We start from the raw sequence: 19,366 nt of genomic DNA, 5'->3' as shown, positions 1-19,366 counted from the left end.
GCGGCGCGTCAGCGCAGCCGTTCGGTCAGGGCCCGCGCGATGTGCGCGAGCGCGGTGTCGGACTCCAGGAGCCCGAGATGGTCGGCGTCCACACCGACCCGCTCGATACGGCCCGACACATACGGGCGCCAGGACTCGTGGTCGCGGCGCGCCTGCTTCTCGCGGGAGACCCGGTCGGCCGTCAGCACGAGTACGTCGCCGTCGTACCGCGGCGGCTTGTGGTCGCGCATCAGTCGCGCGTTGTTCATGAACACGGCCAGCACCGCGCCCAGTTCGTCCTCACCGAGCCTGCCCAGCGGATCACCGGCCGCCTGGAGGAAAGCCCGGTAGCGGGCGGTGGGAAACGCGGCGCCGGCCAGTTCGGCCTCGGTGACGTCGAACCCGGCGTCGCGCAGGTTGTGGGCGAAGACCTCGGCGAGCGCGGGCTCCTCGCCCGCGGCCGAGCCGCGCGGATAGGCGTCCAGGAGAGCGAGCAGCTCCACCCGCTCCCCGCGCCCGCGCAGCTCGTCGGCCATGGCGAAGGCCACATTGCCGCCCAGCGACCAGCCGAGCAGCCGGTACGGTCCCTCGGGCTGCCTCTCCCGCACGAGGTCGACGTACTCGGCCGCCATCTCGTCCAGCGACGCGGGGAGTTGGCCGTCGCCGTCAAGACCGGCCGCCTGGAGGCCGTACAGCGGTGTGTCCGGCGGCAGATGGCGCACCAGGGCCGCGTAGCACCAGCTCATGCCGGAGCCGGGGTGGACGGCGAACACCGGGCGCGCCGAGCCGGACGCCCGCAGCGACAGCAGCCGTCCCGTCGGTTCCCGGTCCCCGTGTGCGGCGAGCCGCGCCGTGAGATCGGCGGCGGTGGGAGCGGCGAACACGTCCCGTACGGCGATCTCGACGCCCAGCTCGTCACGGATCCGCTCCACCAGCCGGACGGCCAGCAGCGAGTGGCCGCCCAGGTCGAAGAAGCCGTCGTCGGGAGCCACCCGGTCCAGCCCCAGCACCCCGGCGAACAGCCGGCACAGGGCCTCCTCGCGGGGGCTGCGCGGGGCCCGGCCGCCCGTCGCGCGGTACTCGGGAGCGGGCAGCGCCCGCTGGTCGAGCTTGCCGTTGGCGGTCAGCGGCAACTCGTCCAGGACCACCAGGGCCGCCGGCACCATGTACTCGGGCAGCGCCTCCCGCAGTTCGCCGCGCAGCGCCGCCGTGTCCACGCCGGCGCCGGTCCGCGGGACCACGTATCCGACCAGGCGCCGCTCGCCCGGCGTGTCCTCGCGGACCACCGCGGCGGCCTGCCGTATCCCCGGCAGGCGCGCGATGACGGACTCGATCTCGGTGGGCTCGATGCGCATCCCGCGCAGCTTGATCTGGGTGTCGGTACGGCCCAGGTACTCCAGCTGCCCGTCCGTGGTCCACCGCACCAGGTCGCCGGTGCGGTACATACGGCTGCCCGGGGCGCCGAACGGGCTCGGCACGAACCGGTCGGCGGTCAGGGCCGGCCTGCGCAGATAGCCGCGGGCCAGCCCGGGGCCCCGCACGTACAGCTCGCCCGGCACACCGGGAGCGACCGGCCGCAGGGTGTCGTCCAGCACGTACACCGCCGTGTCGGCGATCGGGCCGCCGATCGGCGGGGCGACGGCGCCGGCCAGCGGGCGGCTCATCGTGGCGCACACCGTCGCCTCCGTCGGACCGTACGAGTTGAGCATCAGCCGCCCCGACGACCAGCGCTTGACCAGTTCGGGAGGGCAGCTCTCGGCGGCCACGACCAGCGTCATCCCGGCGGGCAGCGCCCCCTCGGGTATCAGCTGGAGCACGGCCGGGGTGATCGCCGCGTGCGTGACCGACTCCCGCACCGCCAGCTCGGCGAGCCCACGGCCGGGCACCAGGTCCGGCGGTGCGACCACCAGGGTCGCCCCGGTCAGCAGCCCCATCGTCAGCTCCCAGAACGCCCCGTCGAAGCCGGGGGAGAGATGGTGCAGGACCCGGCTGCCGGGAACGACCCCGCACTGCGTGGTGAAGATGTCCAGCAGCCCCGGCAGCCCGGCGTGGGTCACGGTCACCCCCTTGGGCCGGCCGGTGGTGCCCGAGGTGTAGATGACATACGCGGGGTGCGCGGGCAGCAGCGGCGTGCGCCGGTCGGCGTCGGTCAGGTCGCCCGGGTCGCGGTCGGCGAGCAGTGCCGCCGTCTCCGGGGCGTCCAGCACGATGCGCGGCACACCCGGCTCCGGCAGTGCCGCGCCCGCACCGCTCGTGGTCACCAGCGCCACGGGCGCGGCGTCCGCCAGCGTGCCGGCGATCCGGTCCGCCGGATGGCCGGGGTCGACCGGCAGGTACGCGGCGCCTGCCTTGGCCACGGCCAGCACGGCCACGGCCAGTTCCGGGGAGCGGGGCAGCGCGAGCGCCACGATCCGCTCAGGACCGGCGCCCTGCTCGACCAGCAGCCGCGCCAGCCGGTTGGCGCGCGCGTTCAGCTCGGCGTAGCTCAGCGGCGTACCGGCGAAGACCAGCGCCTGCCCGTCCGGCCGCTGCCGGACCTGCTCCTCGAACCGCTCCGGCAGGGTGGTCGGCGCGAGGCCACGGCCGGTGGCGTTCCAGCCGTCCAGCACTTGGTGGCGCTCTTCGGCGCCCAGTACGTCGAGGTGGCTCAGCTGCCGGTCGGGGTGAAGGGCCGCGTCGGTCAGCAACGTGACGAACCGGTCGGCCAGCGCCTGGGCGCTCCCGTGGTCGAACAGGTCCGTGCTGTAGTCCAGTACACCCGTGACGCCGAGCGGCGTGTGATCGTCCGCCCGCCGTTCCGACACCGAGAACCCGAGGTCCACCTTGGCCGCTGTCGCTGTGCTCGCCAGCCCGGACACCACCAGGCCGCCCGGCAACGACGCCAGGGGCGGTGTCTCCCCGGCGAGGGGGCCCGCGTTCTGGACCGCCAGCACCACCTGGAAGAGCGGGTGGTGGGAGAGGGAACGGGTGGGGTTGAGGGCTTCGACGAGCCGTTCGAAGGGGAGGTCCTGGTTGCTGTAGGCGGTCAGATCGGTGGTGCGGGTGCGGCCGAGCAGTTCCCGGAAGGTGGGATTGCCCGCCGTGTCGGTGCGCAGGACGAGGGTGTTGACGAAGAAGCCGATGAGGTGGTCGGTCGCGTCGTCGGTGCGTCCCGCCACGGGCGTGCCGACGGGGATGTCGGTGCCGGCACCGAGCCGGGTGAGCAGAGCGGCCAGCGCCGCCTGCACGACCATGTGCAGTGTGGTGTCGGTCGACCGCGCCAACTCGGCCAGCCGCAGGTGGTGTTCGGCGCCGAGCGAGAACTCGACCCGGTCACCGGCCTGACTCGCGACGGCGGGCCTTGGCCGGTCGGTGGGCAGGTCGAGCTGCTCGGGCAGTCCCGCGAGTGCCTGCTTCCAGTGGGCGAGCTGCGCGCCGGCGAGGCTGTCGGGGTCGGTGTCGTCGCCGAGAACGTCCCGCTGCCACAGCGCGTAGTCGGCGTACTGGACGGCGAGCGGTGCCCACGCGGGAGCGCTGCCCGCACAGCGGGCGGCGTAGGCGGTCGTCAGGTCACGGCCCAGCGGGCCGCGGGACCACGCGTCGCCCGCGATGTGGTGGATCAGCAGCAGCAGTACGTGCTGCTCGTCGCCGACGCGCAGCAGACGGGCCCGCACCGGGATCTCCCGGCCCAGGTCGAAGGCGTACCGCGCCGCCCGCGCCAGGTCGGCCGGATGGTCGGCCTCGGTACAGTCGGCCGTGTCGAAGACCAGGCGGGCGTCCTCGGGGGCGAGCACGGTCTGGTGCGCGCCGAGCGCGTCCTCGGCGAAGACGGTGCGCAGGCTCTCGTGGCGCGCCACGAGGTCGAGCAGCGCCAGCCGCAGGGCCTCCCGGTCCAGCGGACCGCTGAGGCGGAACGCGGCGGGAATGTTGTACGTGGCGCTGGGGCCCTCCAACTGGTGCAGGAACCAGAGGCGTTGCTGGGCGTACGACAACGGCAGCCGGTCCGGGCGCGGGCGCGCGGTCAGCGGGGCGCGCGCGGGGCCCGAGTCGTCCAGGACACGGGCCAGTCCGGCGACCGTCGGCGCCTCGAAGAACCGCCGGATGGACAGCTCGGCGCCCAGGGTCGAACGGACCCTGCTGACCAGCCGGGTGGCGAGCAGCGAGTGGCCGCCCAGGTCGAAGAAGCTGTCGTCGACGCCGACCTCACCGACCCCGAGGATCTCGCCGAACAGGGCGCACAGGATCTCCTCGCGCGGTGTGCGCGGTGCCCGGCCGGCCGGCGCGGCCGCGTACGCCGGGGCGGGGAGCGCCGCGCGGTCCAGTTTGCCGTTGGGCGTCAGCGGCAGGGCGTCCAGCGCGACGATCGCCGACGGCATCATGAACTCGGGCAGCAGGCAGGCGAGTTCCACCCGCGCCGCGCTCTCGTCCCAGGTGCCGGGATCCGTCACGACGTACGCCACGAGCCGCTGGTCGCCCGGCTGGTCCTCGCGCAGCAGGACGACTGCCCTGGCGACGCCGGGCCGGGCCGCAAGGGCGGACTCGATCTCGCCGAGCTCGATGCGGTACCCGCGCAGCTTGACCTGATGGTCGGCGCGGCCGGCGAACAGCAGTTCCCCGGCTCCGTTCCAGCGTGCGAGGTCACCGGTGCGGTACATACGGCTGCCGGGAGCGCCGAACGGGTCGGCGGGGAACCGCTCGGCCGTCAGCCGGCCACGCCCCAGGTACCCCCGTGCCAACTGCCGGCCGGCCAGATACACCTCACCGGTCACCCCGGGGGCGACCGGCCGCAACGCCGAGTCCAGCACGTACACCCGGACCCCGGCGTGCGGGGTGCCGATCGGAACCGGTCCCGGCGGCACCTCGGTGCCCGGCAGGATGACGTGCTCCAGGCAGTGTCCGGTGGCCTCCGTCGGCCCGTAGACGTTGATGACGGTCACCTCGGGCACCGTCTCCCGCCACGGGGACAGCAGGTCCCCGCGCAGCTGCTCGCCGCCCAGTGTGATGATGCCGGAAGGGGAGACGTCCCGGTCCATCGTCGCGAGCAGCGCGAGGTGCGAGGGCGTGGCCTTCATGAACGTCGCGCGGCGGAAGCCGGGTTCGGTGCGGGCCGTCTCGGCGAGGTCGGGCAGCGTGGCGAGCCGGACGCAGCCGCCGCTGATCAGCGGGGCGTGCAGTGAGCCGACACTCTGGTCGAACGACGCCGACGCCTGCATCACCGACAGTCCCGAGACGGCCGGCGCGTCCTCGGTACGGCAGTGCCGGACGAACGCCGACAGCGCCCGGTGCTCGACGACGACCCCCTTGGGCCGCCCCGTCGAGCCGGAGGTGTAGATGACGTAGGCGGGGTGGTGCGGCAGCAGCGGCGCGTTGCGGTGCTCGTCGACGAGATCGGTGGCCGCGTGCTGACGCAGTGTCCGCTCCAGCCGGGGGTCGTCCAGCACGAAGGTGAGCGTCCCCCCGCACTCCGAGCCGATCCGCTCGTCCATGTCGCGCGTGGTGAGCACCAGCACGGGATCGGAGTCCTCGATCATGTACCGGACCCGGTCGGGCGGGTAGTCCGGATCGACGGGCACGTACGACCCGCCCGCCTTCAGCACCGCGAGCATGCCGACCACCAGGTCGGTACGGCGCGCCACCGCGATGGCCACCAGGCCCTCGGGACCCACCCCCAGCTCCACCAGACGCCGGGCGAGCCGGTTGGCGCGGGTGTTCAGCTCGGCGTACGTCAGCCGGCCGTCCGCCGCGATCAGCGCGGGCTTGTCCGGCGTACGGCGGACCTGCTCCTCGAACAGGTCCGTGTACAGCTCCGGATCGGGACGCCCGTCCGATCCGCTCCACCGCTCCAGCACGGTCCGCCGGACCTCCGGGTCGAGCAGGGGGACCGCGCCCACGGGTGTCGCGGGGGCCTCGACGACCGTGCGCAGCACCCGGCGGAAGGCGGCGATCACCGACTCGACCCGGCCGGTGTCGAAGAGCTGCGGCAGATACCCCAGCGAGAAGCGCAGCGTCTCGCGGGGCACGGCCAGCAGGGCGAGCGGGTAGTGCATCTGGTCCCGTGAGTGGATCTTCAGCACGGTGGGCAGGCCGGGATCGGGGGCAGTGGCCGGGCGGCCACGGGCGGAGTCGAGCGGATAGTTCTCGAACACCATGGCCGTGTCGAAGAGTTCACCCGCGCCGGCCCACCGCTGGATCTCCGCCAGCCCCACCCACTGGTGGTCGAGCAGCCGCGCCTGCTCCGTCTGCGTCCGCCGCAGGAACGCCGCCAGCGGCTCCTGCGGACGCAGGACGACCCGCAGGGGCAGTGTGTTCATGAACAGCCCGACCATGGTGTCGATCCCGGGCAGCTCCGGCGGCCGGCCGTTGACGGTCACGCCGAAGACCACGTCGTCGCGGCCCGTCAGATGCGACACCACCAGACCCCAGGCGCCCTGGACGACGGTGTTCACCGTCACTCCGTTCGACCGTGCGAACCGGGTCAGCGCGGCACTGAACGCCTCGTCCTCGGTGAAGTGGATCCGCTCCGGTGCCGCCGTGAGCGCACCGCGCTCCGGGGCCACGACGCTCGGTGAGCCGAACGCGGCGAACGCCTCCGTCCACGCCAGCCGGGCGGCCTCCCTGTCACGGGACTTCAGCCAGCCCAGGTAGTCCCGGTACGGGCGCACCCGCGGCAGCGCCGTGAGGTCGCCGTGGGTGGTGTACAGCGTCATCAGCTCACGCAGCAGTACCGGCATGGACCAGCCGTCGAGCAGGATGTGATGGTTCGTCAGCACCAGCCGGTGCCGGCCGCCGCCGAGCCGGATCAGGGTGAACCGCAGCAGCGGGGGCCGGGACAGGTCGAACCGCCGCCAGCGGTCCTCGGAGGCGATCCGCTCCGCCGCCGCCTCCCGCTCCTCCGCCGGGACGGAGGTCAGGTCCTCCTCCCGCCACGGTGGGGCGACCTCGCGGGGAATGAGCTGCACGGGACGTTTCAGACCCTCGTGCCGGAAGGCCGCACGCAGGTTGGCGTGCCGGCGCAGCAGCGCCCCGACCGCCGTCCGGAGCCGGTCGCTGTCCACGGTCCCCGCCAGCTCCACGAAGACCTGGACGTTGTAGGCGTCGAGTTCCTCACCGTCGAAGAGGTTGTGGAACAGCATGCCCTCCTGCAAAGGGGACAGCGGCAGGATGTCTTCCAAGCCGGACTTGGCCATCAGAGGGAACCCCATTCGCTTTCGAGTCGTGTGATGTCGTCCTCGCTCAGCTCGACGAGAGCGACGTCCGACGGTGCGAGACCGCTGGCCTCAGGCCGGCCGGCGTGCTCCACCAGCGCCCGCAGCGCCCTGAACCAGCCCTCGCCCAACAGCCGTACGTCCTCCTCCGACAGCACACCTGCGGCGCATGTCCACACACTGTGCAACCGGGGCCCCTGACCGGTGTCATGAGCGCCCACGACCAGGTCGACGGGGTGCGCGAGGGCGACGTCCGGATGCTGGCCGGCCACCCCCCGGCCCAGCACGCTCCACGCGTCCGGTTCACCGGCGCCGTCCGCCGCCCGGCCGCCGGTGTAGCGCCCCAGATAGTTGAAGCCGAACGCGGGAACGGGGAGTTGGGCCAGCCGGTCACGGGTGCGCGGGTTGACGTAACGCAGCAGACCGTAGCCGAGACCCGCACCGGGCACCGCGCGCACCTGCTCCTTCACCTGCTTCAACGCGCGGCCCGCCGCCGGCCCGCCGTCCCACAGGTCGGCCCAGTCCGTCACCTCCGGGCTGAGCGTGACCGGGTACATCGCGGTGAACCATCCGGTGGTACGGCTGAGATCGGCTCCCGGGACGAGATGCTCGTGCCGGCCGTGGCTCTCCAGGTCGACCGTCACGGGCAGCCCGGCGCCGTCGCCCCTGCCCCGCCGCCAGTCGGCGACGGCCAGGCCGAACGCGGTCAGCAGCAACTCCTCGACGTCCGAGTGGAACACCCCGGGAAGCCGGCTGAGGAGTGCTTCGGTGGTCCCCGTGTCCAGGTCGAGCACGACCTGACCGGCACCGGCATGGGTGTCCCGTACCGGGTCCAGGGCCGGCTCGGGCGCGGGAGCGGCGGAACGCAGCCAGTGGTCCGCCTCGGCCTCGGTGTCCGGATCGGTCGCCAGCGCCTCCAGCATGGCCGCCCACCGGCGCCAGCCGGTGCCCGCCGGACTCAACGGCCGGCCCTCGTAGCCGGCCGCCAGATCCGGCACCAGCAGCCGCCAGCTCACGGCGTCGACGGCCAGGTGATGGGCGACGAGCACCAGCAGCCCGTGCTGCTCCGGGCCCCGGTCGAGCCGGCACGCCCGCAGAACCACCCCCTCGGCAGGGTCGAGCCGGTCCCGCTCGGCGGCGGCCAGCTCGGTGACGAGCGTGTACACCGCCGGGTCGGCCAGACCCAGCGCGTGGTGCTCACTGAGCAGGCCGGCCGCATCGACACCGCCCGGTTCGGCGATCGACATCGTCCAGTCAGGTCCGACCCGCAGCCGCAGTGTGTCGTGCCGGTCGAGCACCGCCTGGAGCGCGCGCACCAGCCGCTCCCGGTCCGCGTCCGCCGGTACCGCCACCACCACGGACTGGTTGAACGGTGCGACCGCGCCGCCCAGTTCGGCCAGCCAGCCCATGATCGGGGTAGGTGACACCGGCCCGCTCGCCCCCTGCTCCTCGACGTCCGCCTGCCGGGTGTCCGGCTCCGCCGCGCCCAGTGCCTGCGCGAGCTGGGCGACGGTCTGGTGCTCGAAGACGTCGCGCACCGTCAGCGCGAGACCTTGCGTACGGGCCCGGCTGACGAGCTGGATCGACAGGACGCTGTCACCGCCGAGATCGAAGAAGCCGTCGTCGACACCGACCTCCGGCAGTCCCAGGGTGTCGGCGAACAGGGCACACAGCGCCTCCTCACGAGGCGAGGCGGGGGCCCGCAGCGAACTGTGCCGGGCGTAGTCCGGCTCGGGCAGCGCCTTGCGGTCCAGCTTGCCGTTCCCCGTCAGCGGCAGCGCGTCGAGCCGTACGAACGCCGACGGCACCATGTACTCCGGCAACGACTCCTGGAGATGCCCCCTCAGCTCGGCGTCCGCGGGCAGCGCCGGCCCGTCGGCGACCAGGTACGCCACCAGCCGCCGGTCGCCCGGCCGGTCCTCCCGGACCACCGCCAACGCCTCGGACACCGCCGGATGCCGCGCCAGCGCCGCCTCGACCTCACCCAGCTCGACCCGGAAACCACGGATCTTCACCTGGTCGTCGACCCGGCTGACGAACTCCAGCTCGCCGTGGCGGTTCCAGCGCACCACGTCGCCCGTGCGGTACATCCGTGTCCCCGGCCCGTCGAAGGGGTTCGCGACGAACCGGGAGGCGCTCAGGCCAGGCCGGTTGAGGTAGCCGCGCGCCAACTGCACCCCGGAGACGTACAACTCGCCCGGCACACCCACCGGGGCGGGCTCCAGATACGGATCCAGCACCAGCATCCGGGTGTTGGGGAACGGCCTGCCGATGGTGAGCACCCCGTCGGTGAGATCGTCCGGTGACGCGACCCGCCAGGTCGTGCAGCCGACGATCGTCTCGGTCGGGCCGTACTCGTTGAGGACACTCGCCCCCGGGTGCTCCGCCAGCAGCGCCCGCACCGCCCGCCCGGTCAACGACTCCCCGCCCAGGACCAGTTCGCCCTCCGGGACGCAAGCAGCCGGCAGCCCGGTGATCAGCGGAAGGTGGCTCGGGGTCGCCTTGAGGAACGTCATCTGCGGCAGGTCCACCGGCGCCCGCCCCTTCAGGGCCTGCTCGTGCAGCTCCTCGAGGTCCGCGAGATGCACGCAGCCGCCGTTCAGCAGCGGCGCGAACAGACCGGTCACCGTCAGGTCGAACGAGAGCGGCGAGTGCAGCAAGGCGTTCCCCGCCACCCCGGGATACAACTCGGCCGACACCGCAAGGTAGTTGACCACCGGCTGGTGCTCGACGAGCACCCCCTTGGGCAGCCCGGTCGACCCCGACGTGTAGATGACGTACGCGGCGTGCCACGGCGACAGCGGCCGCGTACGGTCCTCGTCCGCCAGATCGTGCGCCGGCTGCTCCGACAGCCGCTCCACCAGCTCGGGATCGTCCAGCACCAGCCGGGGCAGCGTACGGGCGAAGGGATCGCCGGACCGCGACGTCAGGGCGCAGACCGGGTCCGCGTCGGCCAGCATCACCGACAACCGCTCCTGCGGGCACCCCGGATCGACCGGCAGATACGCCGCGCCGGCCTTCAGCACCGCCAGGACCGCCACGCCCAGCTCCACCGACGGCGGCATCGAGATCGCCACGATCTGCTCGGGACCCGCCCCGCACTCGGCGAGCAGATGCGCCAGCCGGTTGGCACGTGCGTTGAGCTGCGCGTACGTCAGCGTCGTCCCGCCGGCGGAGAACGCGGGACGCTGCGGGGTGCGCGCCACCTGCTCCTCGAACAGCACCGGCAGAGTCGCCTCCCGCTGCGGACGCGCGGTGTCGTTCCACCCCCGCACCAGCCGGTCCCGTTCGGCGCCGTCCAGCAGATCGATCCCGCCGATCGTCCGGTCCGGATCAGCCGCGACCGCTTCGAGCACCCGCAGCAGCCGCGCGACGACCGCCTCGGCCGTCTCCCGGTCGAACAGCTCCGTGCGGTACTCCAACGAGCCGCGCATCCCCGCCGCGTCCCCCGACGGGTCGTGTCCCTCGCCGAGCGTGAGGGACAGGTCGAACTTCGCCACCTCCGTCCTGGCCGGCATCCGGGTCGCGTGCAGCAGCGCCCGCCGCCCCGCCGAGGCGTCGGCCCCGTCGGCCGGTCCCGCCGTCGCCGCCTCAGCCGCGCTGTTGAACGTGATCATGACCTGGAACAGCGGGTGACGGGCGAGGCTGCGCACCGGGTTCAGCGCCTCAACCAGCCGCTCGAACGGCACGTCCTGGTGGGCGTACGCGGCGAGGTTCCGCTCCCGCACCCTGGCCAGCAACTCACGGAAGGTGGGATCGCCGCCGGTGTCGGTGCGCAGCACCAACGTGTTGACGAAGAACCCGACCAGCTCCTCCGTGGCGTCGTCGGTACGCCCGGCCACCGCCGTGCCGACCGGAATGTCGTCGCCCGCCCCGAGCCGGGTCAAAAGCGCGGCGAACGCGGCCTGCGCCACCATGAAGGTCGTGGTGTGCGTCGCCCGCGCGTGTTCCGCGAGCCGGCCGTGCAGCGCGGCGGGAACCGTGAACGCGACACGGTCACCGGTGTACCCGGCGGCCGCCGGACGCGGCCGGTCCGTCGGCAGCTCCAGCTCCTCGGGCAGACCCTCCAAAGCCTGCTTCCAGTAAGCCAGTTGCCGACCGGACACACTGTCCGGGTCCGACTCGTCGCCAAGGACCTCGTGCTGCCACAGCGCGTAGTCCGCGTACTGCACCGGCAGCGGCTCCCACCCGGGAGCCCCGCCCGCGCACCGCGCCTCGTACGCACCGGTCAGATCACGGGCCAGCCGGGTCATCGACCAGCCGTCGCTGGCGATGTGGTGGATCACCAGCAGCAGCACATGCTCCGTCGCCGACAGCCGGAACAGCACCGTACGGAACGGGATGTCCGACGTCAGATCGAACACGTGCTGTGCCGCCTCGGCCACCAGGACCTCGACGGTCTCCTCCGCCGCGTTGACGACCTCCAGGACCTGCCGCACCCGCTCGACCGGCACCACGACCTGGCGGGATCCCGCCGCGTCCTCGGCGAAGACCGTCCGCAGACTCTCGTGCCGCTCCAGCACGTCGCCGACAGCCCGCTCCAGGGCCGACGGATCCAGCTCACCGGACAGCCGCAGCGCCGTCGGCACGTTGTACGTCGCCGAGGGACCCTCGAACTGGTAGAGGAACCACAGCCGTTGCTGGGCGGGGGAGAGCGGCAGCCGATCCGGGCGCGGACGCGCCGTCAGCGGGGTGCGGGCCCGGCCCGCACTGTCCAGTACACCGGACAGCCCGGCCACCGTCGGTGTCTCGAAGAACTGCCGCACCGAAAGCTCGACGCCCAGCGTGCCGCGGATCCGGCTCACCAGCCGGCTCGCGAGCAGCGAATGACCGCCCAGGTCGAAGAAACTGTCGTCGATCCCGACCCGAGAAGCCCCCAGGATCTCGCGGAACAGCGAGCAGAGGATCTCCTCGCGCGGGCCGCGCGGCTCCCGGCCGGCCGGGCCGGCGGACTCGTCCGGCGCGGGCAGCGCCTTACGGTCGAGCTTCTTGTTCGGCGTGAGCGGCAGCGCGTCCAGCGTCACGAACGCCGTGGGCACCATGAACTCCGGCAGACTCAGCCGCAGCTGGTCCCGCAGGACCGCACCGGACACCACACCGGACGGGCCGCCGGAAGCCGTTACGGCCGGGACGACGTACGCCACCAGCCGCTGGTCGCCCGGCCGGTCCTCGCGCACCGCGACCGCCGCCTCCGCGACCGACGAGTGCCGCACGAGCTGCGTCTCGATCTCACCCAGCTCGATGCGGAAGCCCCGCAGCTTCACCTGCTGGTCGACCCGGCTCAGATAGCGCAGCGTGCCGTCCCGCTCCCGGCGGACCAGGTCACCCGTACGGTACATGCGGGTGCCCGGCGGACCGTACGGGTCGGCCACGAACCGCTCGGCCGTCAGCGCCGCACGACGGTGGTACCCCTGTGCCAGCTGCGCGCCTGCCAGATACAGCTCGCCCGGCACACCCGTCGGCACCGGGGACAGCGCAGCGTCCAGCACGAGCGCCCGGGTGCTGGTGACCGGACGGCCGATCGACACCCGCGCGGCGTCCGCACCGGTCACCTCGGCGGCCGTCGCCCAGATCGTCGCCTCGGTCGGACCGTACAGATTGGTCACCGAACGGGCCCGCGCCGTCAGCGCACGCGCCAGCTCGGCCGACAGCGCCTCACCGCCCACCAGGACCCGCACGCCGCCCAGTTCGCCCCGTTCCTCGGCAACTACCCCCTGCCAGAGACTCGGTGTGGCCTGCACCACGGTGACCTCACGATCCGCCACGGCGCGCAGCAGGGCACGCGGGTCCTTCGCCGTCTCCTCGTCCGAGAGGACGAGGACGGCCCCGTGCAGCAGGGGCAGGAAGATCTCCAGCCCCGCGATGTCGAACCCGACCGTGGTCACTGCGAGCAGCCGGTCGTCCGCGCCGGGTGCGAACCGCCGCCCCATGTCACCGAGGAAGTTCCCGAGCGCGTCCCGGGGGACCACCACACCCTTCGGACGGCCGGTGGAGCCCGACGTGTAGATCATGTACGCCGGATGCGCCCCCGACACCGGGGACGTCAGCTCCTCGTCGTCCAGGTCGGCCGCCGAGTACTCCGCCAGCGCCGCCTCGTCGACGGGCACGGTCAGGGTCAGGGCGGGCGCCGCGTCGTCCAGCATGTGGGCGACGCGGTCCGCCGGGTAGCCGGGATCGATCGGCAGATACGCCGCCCCGGCCTTGAGTACCGCGAGCAGTGTCGCGACCAGCTCGGCCGAGCGTGGCAAAGCGACCGCCACGAACCGCCCCGGGGCCGCACCCCGAGCGGCGAGATGCCGGGCCAGGCGGTTGGCGCGGGCGTTCAACTCCGCGTACGACCAGCGGGTCTCGCCGCACTCGACGGCCGAAGCGGCCGGAGTGAGCAGCGCCTGCCGCTCGAAGAGCCGCGTCACGGGCTCCACAGGCACGCCGTGCCCGGTGTCGTTCCAGTCCCGCAGCACCCGCCGCCGCTCGACGGCGTCCATGACCTCCAGCTGCCCGATCGGCCGATTGGGATGAGCCACGGCGGCGCCGAGCAGCCGGACCAGCCGGTCGGCGATCTCCCGCGCCGTCTCCCGGTCGAAGAGATCCGTGCTGTAGGTCAGGCTGCCGCCCATGCCCGCGCAGGTGTTGCCCTCGTCGAACCGCTCCGCCAGCGCGAAGGACAGGTCGAACCGCGCCGAGACCGACTCGGCCGCCGTCACCTCCGCCGTCAGATCGGCGAACCGCGTCGTCGTCTCCGCCCCCGGCGCCTCGGTGTTGTGCAGAGTCAGCAGGATTTGGAAGAGGGGGTGGTGGGAGAGGGTGCGGGTGGGGTTGAGGGCTTCGACGATTTGCTCGAAGGGGAGGTCTTGATTGTTGTAGGCGGTGAGGTTGGTAGTGCGGGTGTGGGCGAGGAGTTGGCGGAAGGTGGGGTTGTCGGCGGTGTTGGTGCGCAGGACGAGGGTGTTGACGAAGAAGCCGATGAGGTCGTCGGTCGCGTCGTCGGTGCGTCCTGCGACGGGGGTGCCGATGGGGATGTCGGTGCCGGCGCCGAGTCGGGTGAGGAGGGTCGCCAACGCCGCCTGGACCACCATGAAGGCCGTGGTGTTGGTCTCCCGCGCCAGCTCCGTGACCTGTCGGTGCAGAGCGGCGGGCACGGCCAGCGGGACCCTGTCCCCGGCGTAGGACGCTGTGGCGGGCCGCGGCCGGTCGGTGGGCAGGTCGAGCTGTTCGGGCAGGCCGGCGAGGGCTTCCCGCCAGTGGGCGAGCTGAGCGCCCGCGACGCTGGTGGCATCGGCGACGTCGCCGAGGATGTCGTGCTGCCACAGCGCGTAGTCGGCGTACTGGACGGGCAGCGGCTGCCAGTCGGGTTCGGCCCCGGCGCAGCGGGCGATGTAGGCGCCGGTGAGGTCGCGGGCGAGGGGCGTGCGGGACCAGGCGTCGCTGGCGATGTGGTGGATGAGCAGGAGCAGTACGTGCTCGGTCTCGGACAGCCGGAACAGCGAGACCCGGAGCGGGACCTCGGAACTCAGATCGAAGCAGTGCCCGGCGGCCTTCGCCACCGTCCCGTCGAGTTCCTCGTGCGTGACGGAGACGGCTTCGAACGGTACGTCGAGGTCCTTCGCCTCCAGGACGACCTGGTAGGAGCCCTGGTCGTCCTCGGCGAACAGCGTGCGCAGGCTTTCGTGGCGGGTGACGAGGTCGTGGAGGGCGGTGTGGAGGGCTGTGGTGTGGAGTGTTCCGGTGAGGCGGAGGGTGGTGGGGATGTTGTAGGTGGGGGTGGGTCCTTCGAGTTGGTGGAGGAACCAGAGGCGTTGCTGGGAGTAGGAGAGGGGGAGGCGTTCGGGCCGGGGGGTGCGGGCGGTGAGCGGGGTCCGGCCGTGCTCGGCGTTGTCGAGGGCGCTGCTGAGTGTGGCGACGGTGGGTGTTTCGAAGAGCTGGCGGATGGAGAGTTCGGCGTTGAGGGTGGTGCGGATGCGGCTGACGAGTCGGGTGGCGAGGAGTGAGTGGCCGCCGAGGTGGAAGAAGTTGTCGTCGATGGTGATGGTGTTGGTGGTGAGGATTTCGGCGAAGAGGGTGCAGAGGATTTCTTCTTGGGGGTTGCGGGGGGCGCGTCCGGTGGTGGTGGGGGTGTAGGTGGGTGCGGGGAGTGCTTTGTGGTCGAGTTTTCCGTTGGGGGTGAGGGGGAGTGTGTCGAGGGTGACGAAGGCTGAGGGGATCATGTAGTCGGGGAGGCGTTGGGCGAGTTCAGCTCGTGCGGTGGGTTCGTCCCATTGGGGGGTGACGAGGTAGGCGGTGAGGCGTTGGTCGTCTGGTTGGTCTTCGCGGAGTTGGACGGTGGTTTGGGTGATGTGGGGGTGGGTGGTGAGGGTTTTGAGGGTGGTTTCGATTTCGCCGAGTTCGATGCGGTGGCCGCGGAGTTTGATTTGGTGGTCGGTGCGTCCGGTGTATTGGATGTGGCCGTGGTGGTTCCAGTGGGCGAGGTCGCCGGTGCGGTACATGCGGGCGCCGGGTGTGGTGCTGTAGGGGTTTGCGGTGAAGCGTTCTGCGGTGAGCGCGGGGCGGTTGTGGTAGGCGCGGGCGAGTTGGTGTCCGGCGAGGTAGAGCTCGCCTGTTACGCCGGGGGGTGTGGGTCGTAGGGCGGAGTCGAGGATGTAGATGGCGGTGTTGTTGAAGGGCCGGCCTATGGGGATGGGCCCGTTGGGGAGGGGTTGGTTCGGTGGGATGCGGTGGTGGGTGATGTTGACGGTGGATTCGGTGGGTCCGTAGGCGTTGATGATTTCGGTGTGGGGGTGCTGGGTGCGCCAGGTGGTCAGATGGTCCGCTGTGAGGGCTTCACCGCCGAGGATGAGGGTGCCGGTGGGCGACGTGGTGGTGGGAAGGGTGGTGAGGAGGGGGAGGTGGCTCGGAGTTGCCTTGATGAGGGTGGGTTGGGTCGTGGTGTGTTCGAGGGTGCTGGTGAGGTGGACGGTTCCGCCGTTGGTGAGCGGTGTCCACAGAGCTGTGATCGTCAGGTCAAAAGCGAGAGGCGAGTGCAGGGTGGTCGTACCCGTGGTCGCCGGGTAGGCGTGGCGGGCGTGGTGCAGATAGGTGGTCAGGGCGTGGTGGTCGATGATCACGCCCTTGGGGCGGCCGGTGGAGCCCGACGTGTAGATCATGTAGGCCGCGTGCTGCGGTGAGTGCGCCGCTGCCCGATCGGTGTCGGTGACTTCATCGGTGGAGTGGTGTGCGTAGTCCGATAGCGGCACCGGTTCGGTGAGGGTGAGTGCGGGGGTGGCGTCGTCGAGCATGTACTGGATGCGTTCGGCGGGGTAGTCGGGGTCGATCGGAAGGTAGGCGCCGCCGGCTTTGAGTATCGCGAGCATGCTGATGACCGTGTCCAGCGATTTCGGCAGAGCGAGCGCCACGAACTGTTCCGCCCGGATGCCCTCGCTGATGAAGTGCCGGGCCAGCTGGTTGGCCTGCCCGTTCAACTGCGCGTAGGTGAGGGACTGTCCCTCGCAGACCACAGCCTCCGCGTCCGGATTCTCCGCGGCCTGTTGGGCGACCAGCTCGTGCAGCGGGACTTCCGGGATCTCGGTGCTGGTCCCGTTCCACTCCACCAGCACCCGCTCACGCTCGGCCGGGTCGAGTGTCTGGAGTCGGCCGACGGGGAGAGCGCCGCCGTCGACCAGCGCTTCCAGCACCCGCACCATCCGGTCTCCGAAGCCGCGTGCGTCGTCCGCGTCGAAGAGATCAGGGCGGTGGTCGACACGGAACGAGAGTTCGGAGCCGCGCATCGTGGCGACGACGTTCACCGCGAAGTGCGTACCGCCCTTGATGTCCGCCGCGGTGACCTGCAACCGTTCACCGTCCGTCGGGGCACCGAGGGCGCCCTCCTCGACCGGGTAGTTCTGGAACACCATGGCGGTGTCGAAGAGGTGGGGGTGGCCTGCCCAGTTCTGGATGTCGGCGAGGCCCGGCCACTGGTGGTCCAGGAGGTGGGTCTGTTCGTTCTGGAGGCGACGGAAGAGGGTGCTCAGAGGCTCGGCGTTGTTGAGGCGTACCCGTACCGGCAGGGTGTTGATGAACAGGCCGATCATTTGCTCGACGCCGGGCAGCTCGGGCGGGCGGCCGGAGACGGTGGCTCCGAAGACCACGTCGTCACGGCCGGTCGACTGCGCCAGGGCCAGCGCCCAGGCACCCTGCACCACCGTGTTCATCGTCACGCCCTGCGCTCGCGCCCAGATCGCCAGTGCCTCGCTGAGGTCCGGCCCCGCGCTGAAGAAGACGTGCTCCGGTGCGGTAACCGGTCCCGCGCTCCCGGGTGCCAGCAGGCAGGGTTCGTCCAGGTCGGACAGGGACTGCTGCCATGCCTGCCGGGCGGCCTCCCGGTCGCGGCTGTCCAGCCAGGTCAGGTACTCGCCGTAGGGGCGCACCCGTGGCAGGCCGGACGCCTGGCCGCCCGCGGTGTACAGGGCCATCAGCTCTTTGAGGAGCACAGGCAACGACCAGCCGTCGAGCAGAATGTGATGGTTCGTCATCACCAGTCGCACCCGGTCGGCCGACAGCCGAAGCGCAGTGAAGCGCAGCAGCGGCGGACGCGCCAGGTCGAAGCGTCGGCCGCGTTCCTCTGCCGCCAGCCGGTCGGCTTCGGATGCGCGCTCCTCCTCGGGCAGTCCGCTGAGATCGTGCTCCTGCCAAGGCACTTCGACGTCCCGCAGGACGAGTTGGGCCCAGGCGCCGTTCTTACGCTGCCGGAACGCGGCCCGCAGGTTGGGATGGCGCAGCAGCAGGGCGCCTGCTGCGGAGCGCATCCGTGTGTCGTCGTACGGCCCGCGCAGCTCGAAGCCGACCTGGCTGACATACGGGTCCGGCCCGTCCTCATGGAGGAGGTTCAGGAAGACGAAGCCCTCCTGCAACGGGGACAGCGGAAGAATGTCCTCGATCTTGCCACGCGAACGAGACGGTTCCTGACTCACTGCTCACTCTCCCACTCGGACTCAAGGTCGGCTTCGAACTCCTCGATCTCGGACTGACCGATGGAGGCGAGGGTCACATCGGACGGGGTCAGACCGCCCGCTTCGGAGCGGTCGACGAGGCGCACGAACTCTTCGAGGGTCCGGAACCACAGGTCGGCCAGGCGCAGCGCGTCCTCGTCGGACACGACGCTCCGTGCGTACGCCCAGTCGGCGCGCAACCGGAGCCCGCCGTCCTCGCCGTGTGCCACGGCGCTGACCTCCACCGCGTGCGCCATCGGCGCGGCAGGACGATGGGCGGCGACCCCGCCGCCGATCACACTCCAGGGCTCCGGCGTGGCCGAGGCCGAAATGGTCCGGCGCCCCAGGTAGTTGAAACCGAAGTCCGGCTCCGGCAGCGGTGCGAGGGCGTCGCGGGTGCGCGGGTTGAGGTGGCGCAACAGGCCGTAGCCGAGCCCGTCGCCCGGCACGGCACGTAGCTGCTCCTTGATGCCCTTGAGGACGTCGCCGAGTGCGGGGCCCTCGTACAGCGCCGCCCAGTCGGCGACCTCCGGTGCCAGCCGTACGGGGTGGATGGCGGTGAACCAGCCCGCGGTGCGGCTGAGGTCCGCGCCGGGTACGGCGTGCTCGTGGCGGCCGTGGCTCTCCAGATCCACGACCACAGGTGCGTCCGCGTCGTCGCCGCGTCCGCGCCGCCACTCGGCGACAGCGACCGCGAACGCGCTCAACAACACGTCCTCGACGCTGGCATTGACGGAACCAGGCACTCGGGTGAGCAGGGCTTCCGTCGTCGCGGCCGGGAGACTCAGGCTGGTCCGCCCTGCTCGGCCCTGCACGTCGCGGCTTCGGTCGAGTCGCAGGCGCGTCCCGGCGGCCGGGGCAAGCGCCTCCTGCCAGTACCCGAGCTCGGCCTCCACCTGGGGGTCGGTCGCGCGCTCCCGTACCGCTGCCGCCCACTGCCGCCACGACGTGCCGACCGGCGCCGGATCGCCGCCCGCGTAGGCGGTCGCCAGGTCCGGTACGAGGATGCGCCAGCTCACGGCGTCGACCGCGAGGTGGTGGGCCACCAAGACCAGCAGGCCGTCGGAGCCGGCCCCCCGGTCGATCCAGACCGCCTGGAGCATCCGGCCCGCGGCGGGCACCAGGCGTTCCCGCGCCGCCACCGCCAGCTCGGTGACCAGCTCCTCGGTCTCCTCGGCGTCCTGGGCACCCGACGGCCCGACCGCCGTCACCCGGGTAAGCATCTCGCCCGCCGGGACGGCG

Annotated in this window: 3 protein-coding genes (1 of these 3 only partly in view); all 3 read right to left on the bottom strand. The window is 72.0% G+C overall.

All coding sequences use genetic code 11. The features are described from left to right. Nucleotides 1-8: 8 nt before the first annotated feature. Tightly spaced (each overlapping or abutting the next), the 3 genes in view from OHS57_RS02925 to OHS57_RS02915 form a layout consistent with a single transcriptional unit that may run on beyond the window. A complete protein-coding gene (locus OHS57_RS02925; RefSeq protein WP_328580889.1) occupies nt 9-7,145 on the bottom strand; it encodes a non-ribosomal peptide synthetase in 7,137 nt (2,378 codons plus the stop codon). Next, a complete protein-coding gene (locus OHS57_RS02920; protein ID WP_328580888.1) occupies nt 7,145-18,106 on the bottom strand; it encodes a non-ribosomal peptide synthetase in 10,962 nt (3,653 codons plus the stop codon). Before OHS57_RS02920 ends, OHS57_RS02925 begins: the two co-directional genes overlap by 1 nt. Then, nucleotides 18,103-19,366, bottom strand: the 3' end of a protein-coding gene (locus tag OHS57_RS02915) for a non-ribosomal peptide synthase/polyketide synthase (RefSeq protein WP_328580887.1). Its footprint extends 20,693 nt past the window's final position; only the last 1,264 of its 21,957 coding nucleotides appear in the window; its start codon lies beyond the right edge, outside the window; its stop codon occupies nt 18,103-18,105. Before OHS57_RS02915 ends, OHS57_RS02920 begins: the two co-directional genes overlap by 4 nt.

Origin of the sequence: Streptomyces sp. NBC_00370, from assembly GCF_036084755.1 — a bacterium.
In the GTDB taxonomy this organism is placed as follows: domain Bacteria; phylum Actinomycetota; class Actinomycetes; order Streptomycetales; family Streptomycetaceae; genus Streptomyces.
Note: the sequence above shows the minus strand (reverse complement) of the source record. Positions and strands in the feature narration are given on the sequence as shown.

What these genes read in the sequence shown, in the direction of transcription:
- OHS57_RS02925 (WP_328580889.1), bottom strand. Translation starts at nt 7,145, where the DNA reads ATGGCCAAGTCCGGCTTGGAAGACATCCTGCCGCTGTCCCCTTTGCAG.